Origin of the sequence: Paraburkholderia sp. RL17-368-BIF-A (genome assembly GCF_046054045.1) — a bacterium.
Taxonomy (GTDB): domain Bacteria; phylum Pseudomonadota; class Gammaproteobacteria; order Burkholderiales; family Burkholderiaceae; genus Paraburkholderia; species Paraburkholderia graminis.
Genome location: NZ_JARESN010000014.1, coordinates 129,307 through 141,736 on the forward strand (window position 1 = coordinate 129,307; position 12,430 = coordinate 141,736).

A 12,430-nucleotide genomic window follows, 5' to 3' on the forward strand; every position below is an offset into this window, starting at 1 on the left:
GGTGCACCTGAACGGAATCGGGGTCCTACGTCTCGATGAACGAACTGCCCATCTGTCATGAAGGTACTCGCGAAGGTACCACGTCTAGGCACTGATTTCCACGCGCTACCGCACACACAGCGGCCATAAGAAAGGCCACAGTGGCCGATGTGCGGGCTAATGCGACGAGGCTGGCCAAAACCTCAACTGAACGCGCCACCATTGCTGTGGTGCAGCGTGAGGTGACTATGATGGATCACATCGAGTCATGCTTGAGTGGCATCGGCTTTCTGGCGCCACGCCGATATGTGTGCCGCTAACGCTCGCCTAGTGCGAGAACTTCGGTGCGCATCCCTAGCTTTGCGCGGACAGAACGGCTCGCCGAGCCCGTTGATGCCCACACCCCGTTATTGATCACACGTGAGACCGGAGCAGTGCCGACGTGCAGCGTATTTCGTCGGCGCTTATGCGATTAATCGCGCTTTGGCTTGCCCGTCCAGGAGCAATAAAAATGGATAAAGTTTTTGCAACCGCACACGAGAACGACAACGAGACGCAAGGCGCCGCGTCGCAGGAATGCACCACGCTCGCACAGGTGATTCTCGCAGGCGGCTCAGGCACGCGTCTATGGCCCGTATCACGCGAGCAGTTCCCGAAGCAGCTTATCGACGTGATCGGCGACCAGACGCTGTTGCAGGCCACGATGGGACGCATGAATAACTTCAGTCCTCTGTGGGCGGTCGCTCCAGAACCGGTGATTGTGTGCGGTGCCGAACATTACTTTGCAACCTGCGAGCAGGCGCGCGAAAGCGGCGTGAAGGCACGGGTCGTCGTCGAGCCTGGCCGCCGCGATACGGCTCCTGCACTCACGCTTGCTGCGCTGGCTGCAGCGTCGGACGGCAACGACGTGATTCTCGTCGCGATGCCCGCAGACCACGCTATTGCAGATCTCGATGCGCTTCATAAGGCAATCGAAATAGCTGCGCGTCATGCCGACGCAGGCGCAATTGCGACGCTTGGTGTTCCGCCCACTGGCGCGGATACGGGCTTCGGCTATATCCGACTCGGCGCTGCGTTGAACGACGGCGCACGCCGCATCGAACGTTTCGTTGAAAAGCCGGCGCCCGAACTTGCAGCGCAGTATGTCGAGTCCGGCAATTACTGGTGGAATAGCGGCATGTTCGTCGTGCGTGCGTCTGTATGGCTTGCCGTCATCAAGCAATTTCAGCCGCAAATTCACGATGCCTGCGTGCGCGCTTACGAAGGCGCGAAGGTCAACGACGGCTGCATCGTTCCCGATGCCGAGGCCTTCCTGCAATCGCCGTCGGACTCGATCGACTACGCGGTGATGGAACATCTTGGCAAGCCGGAATCGCAATTCGCGGGGATCGTCGTGCCGCTGCAAGCGGGATGGTCGGACCTCGGTTCATGGGACGCCGTGTGGCAGGCAATGGAAAAGGACGAGTGCGGCAACGCGTCGAATGGACGCGTTCTTTTCGAAGGCGCGACGGCAACGTATGCGCGTTCGCAAGGCGGCCGGCTCGTCGCATGTGTCGGCACTAACGACCTGATCGTCGTCGAAACGGACGACGCGGTTCTGGTGGCCGACCGCTCGCATGTGCAGGACATCAAGGGACTCGTGTCGCGCATCAAGGCCGAAAATTCGCCGGAAGCGGATGCGCACCGCAAAGTGCGTCGTCCGTGGGGCTTTTACGATTCGATCGATCACGGCGACCGCTTTCAGGTTAAACGCATCGTGGTAATGCCGGGCGCGCGCCTGTCGTTGCAGATGCATCATCACCGCGCGGAGCACTGGATTGTGGTGAGCGGCACCGCGCTCGTCACACGCGGAGAAGAAAAATTCCTGCTTGGCGAAAACGAGTCGACGTATATCCCACTCGGTGTCACGCATCGTCTCGAGAACCCGGGTTGCGTTCCGCTTCAGATCATCGAGGTGCAGTCCGGCGCCTATCTGGGCGAAGACGACATCGTCCGGTTCGACGACAAGTATGGCCGTGCGGGTTAATCGGCCGTGGCGAACCAGAGCGTATTCGAGGGGACTGCTATGCGATTGATTACCGGTCTGCTGGCCAGAATGTTCGATGTGGCGATGATCCTCGGCGGCGCATTCGCTGCCTCTCATATCCGCTTCGACGATTTCGCGCAACGCAACTTTTATCTGGCATTCGTCGCTTTCGCGGCGGCGTTTTCGCTCGCGGTGTTTCCGGCATTAGGCGTCTATCAGTCGTGGCGCGGCCGCTCGAAACGTGTACTGGTTGGCCAGGTCGCACTCGGCTGGCTGCTGGTCCAGGCATGCGCGCTTGCTTTGATGTTCTCGTTGCATCGGATCGACTTCGTGTCGCGCCTATGGTTCGCGTACTGGACGGGAATTGCGGGTGGCGCAATGATCGCTGGCCGGATAATGACGCACGTTCTGCTCGGGCGCGTTCGCCACGCTGGCCTGGATCTGCAAAAGGTGGCTATTGCCGCATGCGGCGAACATTGCGACGAGATCCTGCGCAAAATGGAACGGGAGCCGGCAGCGGGTTTTCGCGCGAGTGCCGTCTACAACCTGCGCCCGGTCAACAAGACGACGAGTTCCGTGCCGACGTTCGAACAGCGCGCGGCTTTTGCGAAGTATGTGCGCGAACAGCAGGTGGATGAAGTGTGGCTCGCGCTGCCTTTATCGGAAGAACGCGCGATTCTCGAGCTGGTCGATGAGTTTCGCAACGATCTGATCAACGTGCGCTTCATGCCGGACGTGCGCGCATTGGCTCTCTTCGATGGAAGCGTGACCGAGTTGCTCGGCTTTCCGACGATCAATCTCGCCGCCTCGCCATTGCCGCCGAATGCAATGGTGGAAAAGGAATTGTTCGATCGCGTTTTTGCACTGCTCGCATTGATTGCCGTGTCGCCGATTCTTCTTGCGTGTGCGATAGCGGTCAAGCTGAGTTCGCCGGGGCCGGTGTTCTTCAAACAGTGCCGCAAGGGCGCGGACGGACGCATCTTCATGATCTACAAGTTCCGCAGCATGCGTCTGCATGAACAGAAACAGGGGGTGCTTGAACAGGCCACGCGTGGCGACCCGCGCATTACGCGGGTCGGGCGTTTTCTGCGGCGCACGAGCCTCGATGAATTGCCGCAGTTCTTCAACGTGCTGCGCGGCGATATGTCGGTGGTCGGTCCGAGACCGCACGCGCTCGAACACGACGACCTGTATCAGGGCATCGTCTCCGGCTATATTCACCGTTACCGGATCAAGCCAGGCATTACCGGCTGGGCGCAGATCAATGGCTTTCGCGGAGAGACCGATCGCATCGAAAAGATGGAAGGCCGGGTCGCACACGATTTGTACTACCTTCGAAACTGGTCGTTCGCACTCGACGTCAAGATCATTTGCGCGACCATTTTCAAGGGACTGCATCATCCTAACGCTTACTGATCCCCGCGTCGGATCGAGTCGTTGATTGTGCGGTATGGGAGTGGGTCAACAAGAACCTGATCACGAGGGGACAATGAAACTACACGGCGTAGAGAAAGTAGTCAGACGTTCAATCAAGAAGGTGGGGCAATACACGTTCCACCAGGTTCATCGCGCACAGGCGAGACAGGTTCTTCGGCTATTGCAGAAGAAATACGGTCCTCCCGATCCGGCCAACCTGAAGCTCGCCGACACCTATGCGCGGGACGTGTTTGGCGACGCAAAGTATGCGCCGTGGCTGCGTGTCTACGCGGCGTTTAGCGGGACCTTCAAGGAAGGCTGGATTCCCGACAACTACTACGGCGGCGTGGTTGTGCCCAGCATGAAAGGCGGATATGGACGAATCTCGAATCTGAAGCCGATGTCGCGGGTTATCTTCGGCTGTGACACGTTCCCGGACCTGGCCTACTTCGCGAACGGTCTCTTCTTCACGGACCGCAATCTGGTGGTGCGCGAGCAGGAGATCGAGCACGTCGTCTTCCGCGAATGCGACAAGATCGTTTTCAAACTCGACGGCTCGGCGCAAGGCAAAGGTATTCATTTCTTCGACCGGGAATCGTTTGACTGCGGCCTGATCAAATCGCTTGGCAATGGCGTCATTCAGAAGTTCATCGTTCAGCATCCGCTTCTCAGCACGTTTGCTCCAAACTCGGTTGCGACCTTGCGCCTGACGACGGCTGTCGACGATCTCGGCCGCACTTCTCTTCGTGCGGCTTTCTTGCGGCTCGGCAGAGCGCGTCATACCCACATCAGGATCGACGACGAAATCTGCGTGCCGGTGGATCTCGGCACAGGAGAACTTGCGCGCGAGGGTTTCCTGACCGATTGGGGCGCGACGGAAGAACACCCCGATTCGAAAGTCAGATTTGCCGGCCTGAAGATGCCCGCATTCAACGATTGTGTCGATACGGTGCTACAACTCCATAGCAAGGTGCCTTTTGCGCGCTGCATAGGCTGGGACGTCACAGTCGACAGCGACGGCAAAGTCCAGGTGATGGAGTGGAATGGCGAACACAACGACGTCAAATTCAGTGAGGCGACGCAGGGCCCATGCTTTTCCGACCTGAAATGGGAACTGCTGAACGCCAGTCCCTTATGACTGTACCCGGCGAGGAACGTCGCGTGAGCGAACAATTGTGGTGCGTCCATATTGAAGGACCTGACGACTTTATCGCAGCAACTTCAAAAGAGGCGGCGGAGCAGGAGGCATTGGCTATCAATGCGTATGTCGAGCGCTCGGGAGAAGGGCGGCGCGACTCGCCGGTGCGAGCAGTCGCGATGGAGTGGCCCTTCACGCCGGAAAGCCACGCGCGTGCTGTGGAAAGCGACTGGGAAGATTTGCAGCGCATGCCGCATCGCAAGCAACAACCGGCTTCGTCGCAGAACATTTTGACGAGTATCGCGCGCCGTGTGAAAGAACTCATCGAAACGGCGCGCGGTGCCTGACTCGGTTAGTGCAGATCCATTCGGGGGCTCGACGATACGACGTTGCCCGAACTGTCCACAATCACAACGGGGTCGTTCTGAGGGGCCGGCGGCTGCTCAATCACGAGAGGACTTGTGACGTTCGTGCGGCCCGTTGAGACCATGCCAATCGAGGCCGCACTACCGAGCAACGAGAAGAACGTGGACAGATAACTTTGCACGCTGTCTTGTAGAGCATCCACAAGATCATTATGCGTGTCCACTGCAATGTCCTCGACGTGCCCCCAATAGGCGCACGTCTTTTTTATTGCTGCCGGAACCTGCTGAAACTGCAGATCGATCATCTGGTTGAGAGAGCTGGATGAGAGCGCGGCATCGACCAGTGCCTGTTGCTCGGACAAAGAAGTCTTGACGGTCTGCACATTCAACTCGACAACTTTTTCAAAGCCCGCAACGGCTTTCGCTGCAAGCTCGTAGGCGGCAATTGCATGGCTTTGCTGACCGACATCGGGCTGGTTCGGGACGATTGCATTCATGAGGTGCTCCGTATCAATGCGAGTGGGGGAAATGCCTGACAACAGGCAGTGTTTAAGCAACGCCTATTCCTCCCCACGACACAGACTGCATACGCCGCGAGCTTCACCTCACACAACGCGGAGAGCGCGAAAAGCCGCTATTGGCTTGCGCCGGCAGGCGCGTCGCTTGCTGCCGTGGCGGGCGCGGAGACGGCAGGCCCACTCTGCGCGGCGCCGCTGACGGCGGCCGCGCCCGCCTGATCCGACGATGGACCGGAGCGGTTGCAACCGGAAAGTGCCACGCTCAGCGCAGTCACGCTGGCTGCAATCAACAAGGCTGTATGTTTCATGGTCGCGAATAAATCCGTTGGGCGGCGCAGGGGCGCGCCGCGTTGCATAGAATGAGCAATGCGTATGCCTCGCGCGCAGCACGTCTCGTTGCCCGACAGCCAAATGGAAGATTGCCATGACCGAACCCGATCTCTCGGACATCTACCGAAGCTATATCGCCTGCCTGAACCGGCAGGACTGGCAGAGCTTTCCGCAATTCGTTCATGACGATGTCTATTACAACGACAAGCAGATCGGCTCGGCAGGCTATCGCGCAATGCTCGAGAGAGACTTTCTCGAGATTCCCGACCTTCATTTCGACATCGATCTGCTGGTTGCCGACCCGGCTTATGTCGGGGCGCGGCTGCGCTTTAATTGCACACCGCAAGGAACGTTTCTCGGTCTCGAAGTCAATGGAAGAAAAGTGACCTTCACCGAAAATGTCTTCTACGAATTCCGCGGAGAAAAAATTGGCCGGGTCTGGTCGATTATCGATAAGGCGGCTATTGAAGCCCAACTGTAGTTCGCACACGCCGCGCGAGCCGTCATAGATTGCTGCCGAGCGCCTGGAACAACGCAGCCGTGTCGGAGAAGCGGTTTGCTTGAGCCTGGGTTCGATCTATCGCCGTTTGCAGCGAATCACGTTCCGCATCAAGAAGAGCGAGCTGACTGATTCCACCCGCCGCATATTGCCGACTTGCGATGTCCAGACTGGCTTGCGCTTGCTGCGCGGCTTCGGTGCGCGCCTGCAACTCGCGGGCGTCGTTCTGCATGGCGGTCAGCGAATCGGCGACCTGCTGCAATGCCTGGAGAACCGTTTGCCGATAGTTCTCGAATGCGGCGTCATAAGCGGCTTCTGCGGCGCGTTTCTTCGCATGCAATTCTCCACCGCGAAAGATGGGTTGCGTCAGGTTGAGGCCGATATTCCAGACGTTCAAGCCATTCACAATATCGCCGATCCGCGTGCGCTCCGAGCCGATTCCCGCGGACAATGAAAATTGCGGGTACAGGTTAGCGGTTGCGACGCCTACGTTCGCGCTTGCCTCGTGCAGTAATGCCTCGGCCGCTTTTATATCGGGCCGCGCGCGGGCGAGTGTCGACGGCAAAGCGAGTGGAATATCCAGCGGCAAATGCAGCGCATCGAAAGTGAGTTCGTGGAAATCCGCTTGCGACGGTACTCTGCCCAGCAAAATGGCGAGTTGATGATCCGCGGCCGCAAGCTGGCTTTCAAGCGGCGGCAACGATGCGCGTGTCTGTGCAAGCAGGGTACGCTGGCGGTGCACATCCAGTTGCGATACGCCGCCGGCGGCGAAGCGCGCATCAACGATCGACAGTTGATGCGCCTGTGCGTCGGCCAGACGTTGCGTCAGCGCGATCTGCTGCTGTAACGACGCGCGCCGCACCGCGGTAGCCACGATATTGCCGGCGAGACTCAAGCGCGCTGCATCGAGTTCATACGACTCGTAATCGACTTGCGCCATGCTTGCCTCGAGCGCGCGCCGATTGCCGCCGAAAATATCAAACACGTAAGAGACGCTGACCGATGCACTGAACAGCGAGAACGGTCCGGGACTCTCGACGTGCGGAATGCCGAACGCAGCGGGATCGACTTTCTGCCTTGAGCCGGAAAGCGTTGCGTCTATGCTCGGGAATTGCGTTGCGCCCGCGAGCGCGGTGTAGTTTTCGCGCGCCTCGATCAGTCTTGCGCGCGCTTGACCGAGTGTTGGATTCTGGAGCAATGCTTCATCCACGAGACGGTTTAGCGCGTGGGACTGGAATTGACGCCACCACATGGGTATGGGACCAGGCGCCGCGTTGAACGTCTGTGCGGCTCCCGCTGGCCCTTCGGACGAGGCCGTCTGCTCAGGTAATGCGCGTTGCGTGTAGTTTTGAGTGTCGGGCGCGGCCGGTGCGTGAAAGTCGGGTCCTACCGCGCAGCCGGTCAAAGAAAGTGCGCACACAACAAGAAGTGTTTTCATGAACGTTCTTCCTAGTCGAGTGTGCGCCGATAAAAACGCAGCGCAATCGCCATCACAACGGCGGTGAAAAGAGCCATGGGCCACACTGAGGGCCAGAGATCCGCCCATCCGTCGCCCTTGAGCATGATTCCGCGAATGAGCCGGTTGAAATACGTCAACGGCAAAAAGTTGCCGATGAACTGCGCCCATTTCGGCATGCCCGCGAACGGGAACATGAAGCCGGACAGAAGAATATTCGGCAGAAAATAGAACATGGTCAGTTGCATCGCCTGCAACTGGTTCTGTGCAAGCGAGGACAGCGTAATGCCCACAGTCAGGTTCGCGGCAATGAACAGCAGCGCGGCCAGATAGATTGCGATGGGACTGCCGACAAACGGCACATGAAATACGAAGCGTGTGGCAATCAATATGATCGACGCCTGAATCAGGCCAATAGCCACATAAGGAATGATCTTGCCGGTCATCACTTCGACGGGAAGAACTGGCGTCGCGAGCAGATTTTCCATCGTGCCGCGTTCGCGTTCGCGCGTGACGGCGAGGCCTGTCATCATCACGAGCGTCATGGTGAGAATGACGCCCATGAGCCCGGGAACGACGTTGTACTGCGTAATTCCTTCGGGGTTGTACAGATTGTGGACTTGCACGCCGAAAGCGCCTGGCGTGCCGTTAAGATGCGCGAGCGGTCCGGTGATGTCCTTGTCGGCGACGGGCTGTACGAGATTGGGCAGTGCGGCAACGGCGGTGTGAGTCGCGGTCGGGTCGGTGGCGTCAGCCTCGACAAGCAGTGAAGGGTGCTCGCCGCGCAGCAGCTTCCGCGAGAAATCGACCGGTATGTTCAGCACGAACTGCACGCGGCCCTGGGCGAGCGCACGGCGTCCGGCTTCTTCGTCGGGCAGCGTTTCTACGATGTCGAAATACGCGGAGTTCCTCATCGCCGCAATGAAGCTGCGCGAGAACTCGCTTTGGTCGTGAACGATAACGGCAGTCGGCAGATGCTTCGGGTCGGTGTTGATCGCGAAACCGAACAACGCGAGCTGAACGATCGGTATGCCGACGATCATCGCGAACGTGACGCGGTCGCGCCGCAATTGAAGAAACTCCTTCAGCACCACGCTCCACCAGCGCATCAACGAAAAGCCCGTACCTGTGCTCACGATCGCGCTCCGAAGTTATCCCGCGAATGACTCATCAGATAGATGAACACGTCTTCGAGTCCGGTTTCGATCGGCTCCATGCGCAAACGCGTGTCCGCGGTGGCCTGTTTGAGCGCGTGTTCCAATGCCGCGTGATCGCGCCCGCTGGCATGCAGCGCGGCGCCGAATACGACGGTTTGATCGACACCAGGCATCTCGCGCAGCTTCTCGGACAATTCGCTCAGATGCTCGCCTTGAATCGACCATGTAGCGAGATTCTGCGACTCGATCACCTCTCGCGACGTGCCTTGCGCGAGCAGCTTTCCATACGCGATATAGGCGAGTTTGTGACAGCGTTCGGCTTCGTCCATGTAATGCGTGCTGACGAGGACGGAAATGCCGCGCGCCGCGAGCCGGTGCAGTTCTTCCCAGAAGTCGCGGCGCGCAGTTGGGTCGACGCCGGCAGTCGGTTCGTCGAGCAGCAGCAACCTGGGTTCGTGCAGCATGCATGCTGCGAGCGCGAGGCGTTGCTTCCAGCCTCCGGATAGCGACCCTGTGAGCTGATTCGCGCGGCTTTGCAGTCCGAGCGATTCGAGCGATTTGTCGACGGCCTCGCGACGGTTGCGCATCTGGTAGATACGCGCGACGAACTCGAGGTTCTCGCGAATGGTCAGATCTTCCCAATACGAGAAGCGCTGCGTCATATAGCCGACATTGCGCTTGATCTGCGCACTCTCGCTGCGGATGTCGTAGCCAAGGCATGTGCCGGTGCCCGAGTCGGGCGTCAGCAGTCCGCACATCAAGCGGATCGACGTCGTCTTGCCGCTGCCGTTAGGACCGAGAAAGCCGAAGATCTCGCCGCGCGCGACCTGCAACGAAACGTCGTTGACCACGTGCTTGTCGCCGAAATGCTTGTTCAGGCCGTGCACGTCGATCACATACTCTAGCGCGGGTGTACTCATTTGAGCGCCACCGTCACCGGCTGGCCCGGATGAAGCTTCGTTGCATCTGCAACCGACGTGTGTGCTTCGATCATGAAAACGAGCTTCGCGCGGCTCTCGTTGCTATAGATAACCGGCGGCGTGTACTCGGCTTTATTCGCAACGTAGGTAATCTTCGCGGTCAAATCCACTGCGCATCCGTCGCAATGGATCGACACTTCGCGGCCCGGCGCCAGTGCGCCGACTCGCGTTTCCGGCACGAAAAAACGCACCTTGATGTTCTGCGGCGGCAGCAATTGCACAACGGGACTGCCGGCCGGCACCCACTCGCCGAGGCGATAGAGCGTGTCGTAGACGAGCCCGTCGGCGGGCGCGTTCGCGCGCTTCTGATCGAGCTTCCACTGCGCCTGTGCGACGACCGCTTCGGCCGCCGCGACCTGAGCCTGCTGCGCAGCGATTTGTTGCGAGCGGCCCGGCAAACGCGCTACTTCCACCTGATTCGTAAGCTGCCGCACTTGTGCCGACGTCGCCTCTGCATTCGCGCGCGAATCGTCGAGCTGCGCTTTTGCAATGCCGCCCGCGCTGTACTGCGCTTCGTCGCGTGTGAGTTGCAGCGCCGCCTTGCGCGCGTTCGCCGCGGCCTCGGCGAGTTGCGCGCGATTGACGTTGACTTCGGGCACGCGCTTGCCGGTTTGAATGTCGGCGAGTTGCGAGCGGGCCGCCGCGAGTTGCTGCTGCGCGTGCCGCAGCGCGGCCGTTTCGTCCACTGAATCAAGCGCGAAAAGAGACGCGCCCGCTTTTACGGTTTGACCGCGTGCGACCTGCAACTGCGTGAGCGTGCCGGCCTGCGATGAGCCCAGGTACACATATTCGCCCTCTGCATAGCCCTGGTAGGCGTTCTCGTCGCGATGCTCGCATCCTGCAAGCAGTACGCCGATAAAGAGTGCCAATGCGGGGCGCCAGAGCCGGGTAATGAAGTTCCTCATGGGGTGTCGTCCGCACGGATGAAGTACAATGAATATATGCGAATTTGAATTCGAATTCAAACTATTTCCGGAGCCTGCACTTTCCCATGCCGACGAAACGAGCGACGACTCCTGCAAAGCAGAAAGAGCGGACCAAGCAGGCAGGCGCAACGAAAACACCCACGAGGGCGGCGCGCAAATCCCGCACGGAACAGGGAAAGCAGCCTCGGCCGGTCAATCGCGCGAGCCGTCCCGACGGTGCGGCGACACGCCAGCATCTGCTCGATATTGCAGGCCAGGTTTTCGCCGCGCGCGGTTTCGCCGATGCCACCAGCAAGGAAATATGCGAGCGCGCGGGCACGCCGATGGCGTCCGTGAACTATCACTTCGGCAGTCGCGAGGCGCTATACGAAGCGGCGCTTGTCGAAGCGCATCGCCAGGTCGTGAGTCTCGATGAATTGTCCGCGCTGACAGAAGGGCCGGGCGATGCGCGCGACAAGTTGCGCGCGGTAATCTCGCGATTCGTGGGTTTGTCGACCAGCAGCGGCGCGCCGTGGGGATTCATGCTGATGCTGCGCGAAGTACTGTCTCCGTCGCCCGCCATTCCTGCGCTGATTGAAAAAGCGGTGCGGCCAAAGGCGACGGTGCTACTGGGATTGATCGGCGAGGTATTGCAATTGAATCCGCAAGAGCCGGCGGTGCAACGAGCGCTGATGTTCGCGGTGCTGCCTTGCATCGCGCTGATGATCGCGCCCAGGCAAATGCAGGCAGCGTTGCTGCCCGCCGTTGCAAAAGACAAAAATGCGCTGGTGGAGGACTTTATTCGCTTCGTGATGGCGGGACTCGATGCAGTCGCCGCCGCGCATCGAACGCGCAAATAGTTCTATTGATCGAATGCGATGCCGCGCCTGCGCAATTCGCGCATTGCGCTTTGCAAATGCGCGTGCGCGCTTTCCTTGTCGCCGGCGCGCATCTGTTCATAAGTACGCTGCGCCACTTCGTGCGGTATGGGTTTCAGCGGACGATTACTGCTCATTGCCTTTAACTGGACTTCAGCCGCACGCTCCAGGTAATAGAGATCATCCCACGCTTCGGCAATACTCTCGCCCGCCACCATCACGCCGTGATTCTTGAGGAACAGGATATCGGCGTCGCCGATGGTCGCGGCAATGCGGTCGCCTTCCGAGTCGTCGAGCGCGAGGCCGTTGTAGTTCTCATCGACGGCGGTGCGGCCGTAGAACTTCAGTGCCGTTTGCCCGAGCCACAACAGCGGCGGACCGTCGAGCAAACATAACGCCGTGGCGTTCGGCATATGCGTATGAAAAGCGGCCTTCACGCGCGGCTTTAACCGATGCAATCGTGCGTGGATATAAAACGCCGTTGCTTCAGGTTTGCCTTCGCCCGACACGACGTGCCCGTCGAAATCGCAGATTAGAAGCCGCGATGCGGTGATCTCCGAGAACGCATAGCCATACGGATTGACGAAGAACAGATGGTCGTGTCCGGGCACGACCGCCGAGAAATGGTTGCAGATTCCCTCTTCAAAACCGTATTGCGCCGCTAGTTGAAAGCATGCCGCGAGTTCGATGCGCGCCTCCATGACGGCGTCGGAATCGAGTCGCAATGTCGGCGACGATTTCGCCGAGCCAATGGATGAAAGCGTATGCGCCATGTTCGTCGTT

General features: G+C 59.4%; 12 protein-coding genes. 6 read left to right on the forward strand and 6 right to left on the reverse strand.

Features of this window, described 5'->3' with window-relative positions; translation table 11 throughout:
• Positions 1-490 precede the first annotated feature (490 nt).
• From P0D87_RS23090 to P0D87_RS23105, 4 genes are all read left to right on the forward strand, one after another.
• Positions 491-2,005 carry a mannose-1-phosphate guanylyltransferase/mannose-6-phosphate isomerase gene (locus P0D87_RS23090; RefSeq protein ID WP_053859416.1) on the forward strand — a complete coding sequence of 505 codons (1,515 nt, stop codon included), beginning with the start codon at positions 491-493 and terminating at the stop codon, positions 2,003-2,005.
• A gap of 39 nt (positions 2,006-2,044) precedes the next feature.
• Positions 2,045-3,421, forward strand: coding sequence for an undecaprenyl-phosphate glucose phosphotransferase (locus P0D87_RS23095; RefSeq protein WP_006052043.1), 1,377 nt, complete (start codon positions 2,045-2,047; stop codon positions 3,419-3,421).
• A 112-nt stretch (positions 3,422-3,533) separates the two neighbouring features.
• Entirely contained in the window at positions 3,534-4,559 is a 1,026-nt protein-coding gene (locus P0D87_RS23100; protein ID WP_053860742.1) for a sugar-transfer associated ATP-grasp domain-containing protein, read from the forward strand.
• Complete coding sequence (locus P0D87_RS23105; RefSeq protein ID WP_006052045.1) at positions 4,556-4,906, forward strand: hypothetical protein; 351 nt, start codon at positions 4,556-4,558, stop codon at positions 4,904-4,906. The genes P0D87_RS23100 and P0D87_RS23105 overlap by 4 nt, the downstream gene beginning before the upstream one ends.
• Positions 4,907-4,911: 5 nt before the next feature.
• Here P0D87_RS23105 and P0D87_RS23110 read toward each other — a convergent pair whose 3' ends face one another.
• Positions 4,912-5,421, reverse strand: coding sequence for a phasin family protein (locus tag P0D87_RS23110; RefSeq protein ID WP_053859414.1), 510 nt, complete (start codon positions 5,419-5,421; stop codon positions 4,912-4,914).
• A gap of 445 nt (positions 5,422-5,866) precedes the next feature.
• On the opposite strand from P0D87_RS23110, the gene P0D87_RS23115 reads away from it, so the two are divergent.
• The gene (locus P0D87_RS23115) at positions 5,867-6,253 is read left to right on the forward strand and encodes an ester cyclase (protein WP_053859413.1); all 387 of its coding nucleotides are present in this window, start codon (positions 5,867-5,869) and stop codon (positions 6,251-6,253) included.
• A gap of 22 nt (positions 6,254-6,275) precedes the next feature.
• Here P0D87_RS23115 and P0D87_RS23120 read toward each other — a convergent pair whose 3' ends face one another.
• From P0D87_RS23120 to P0D87_RS23135, 4 genes are read right to left on the reverse strand one after another with little or no spacing between them, the layout of a single operon-like run.
• Complete coding sequence (locus tag P0D87_RS23120) at positions 6,276-7,709, reverse strand: efflux transporter outer membrane subunit (RefSeq protein ID WP_053859412.1); 1,434 nt, start codon at positions 7,707-7,709, stop codon at positions 6,276-6,278.
• Between the two features lie 11 nt (positions 7,710-7,720).
• On the reverse strand, positions 7,721-8,836 hold the full coding sequence (locus tag P0D87_RS23125; protein ID WP_044021901.1) for an ABC transporter permease: 1,116 nt from the start codon (positions 8,834-8,836) through the stop codon (positions 7,721-7,723).
• A gap of 23 nt (positions 8,837-8,859) precedes the next feature.
• On the reverse strand, positions 8,860-9,804 hold the full coding sequence (locus P0D87_RS23130; protein ID WP_053859411.1) for an ABC transporter ATP-binding protein: 945 nt from the start codon (positions 9,802-9,804) through the stop codon (positions 8,860-8,862).
• Positions 9,801-10,769, reverse strand: coding sequence for an HlyD family secretion protein (locus P0D87_RS23135; protein ID WP_053859410.1), 969 nt, complete (start codon positions 10,767-10,769; stop codon positions 9,801-9,803). The genes P0D87_RS23130 and P0D87_RS23135 overlap by 4 nt, the downstream gene beginning before the upstream one ends.
• 86 nt (positions 10,770-10,855) lie before the next feature.
• Here P0D87_RS23135 and P0D87_RS23140 point away from each other — a divergent pair, with 86 nt between their 5' ends.
• Complete coding sequence (locus P0D87_RS23140; protein ID WP_053859409.1) at positions 10,856-11,629, forward strand: TetR/AcrR family transcriptional regulator; 774 nt, start codon at positions 10,856-10,858, stop codon at positions 11,627-11,629.
• Positions 11,630-11,631: 2 nt separating this feature from the next.
• On the opposite strand, the gene P0D87_RS23145 is transcribed toward P0D87_RS23140, so the two are convergent.
• Positions 11,632-12,420: an aldolase gene (locus P0D87_RS23145; RefSeq protein WP_053859408.1), complete on the reverse strand. Its 789-nt coding sequence runs from the start codon at positions 12,418-12,420 to the stop codon at positions 11,632-11,634.
• Between the last annotated feature and the right edge of the window lie 10 nt (positions 12,421-12,430).

What these genes read in the sequence shown, in the direction of transcription:
- P0D87_RS23120 (WP_053859412.1), bottom strand. Translation starts at nt 7,709, where the DNA reads ATGAAAACACTTCTTGTTGTGTGCGCACTTTCTTTGACCGGCTGCGCG.
- P0D87_RS23145 (WP_053859408.1), bottom strand. Translation starts at nt 12,420, where the DNA reads ATGGCGCATACGCTTTCATCCATTGGCTCGGCGAAATCGTCGCCGACA.
- P0D87_RS23090 (WP_053859416.1), top strand. Translation starts at nt 491, where the DNA reads ATGGATAAAGTTTTTGCAACCGCACACGAGAACGACAACGAGACGCAA.
- P0D87_RS23125 (WP_044021901.1), bottom strand. Translation starts at nt 8,836, where the DNA reads ATGCGCTGGTGGAGCGTGGTGCTGAAGGAGTTTCTTCAATTGCGGCGC.
- P0D87_RS23140 (WP_053859409.1), top strand. Translation starts at nt 10,856, where the DNA reads ATGCCGACGAAACGAGCGACGACTCCTGCAAAGCAGAAAGAGCGGACC.
- P0D87_RS23110 (WP_053859414.1), bottom strand. Translation starts at nt 5,421, where the DNA reads ATGAATGCAATCGTCCCGAACCAGCCCGATGTCGGTCAGCAAAGCCAT.
- P0D87_RS23105 (WP_006052045.1), top strand. Translation starts at nt 4,556, where the DNA reads ATGACTGTACCCGGCGAGGAACGTCGCGTGAGCGAACAATTGTGGTGC.
- P0D87_RS23095 (WP_006052043.1), top strand. Translation starts at nt 2,045, where the DNA reads ATGCGATTGATTACCGGTCTGCTGGCCAGAATGTTCGATGTGGCGATG.
- P0D87_RS23115 (WP_053859413.1), top strand. Translation starts at nt 5,867, where the DNA reads ATGACCGAACCCGATCTCTCGGACATCTACCGAAGCTATATCGCCTGC.
- P0D87_RS23130 (WP_053859411.1), bottom strand. Translation starts at nt 9,804, where the DNA reads ATGAGTACACCCGCGCTAGAGTATGTGATCGACGTGCACGGCCTGAAC.
- P0D87_RS23135 (WP_053859410.1), bottom strand. Translation starts at nt 10,769, where the DNA reads ATGAGGAACTTCATTACCCGGCTCTGGCGCCCCGCATTGGCACTCTTT.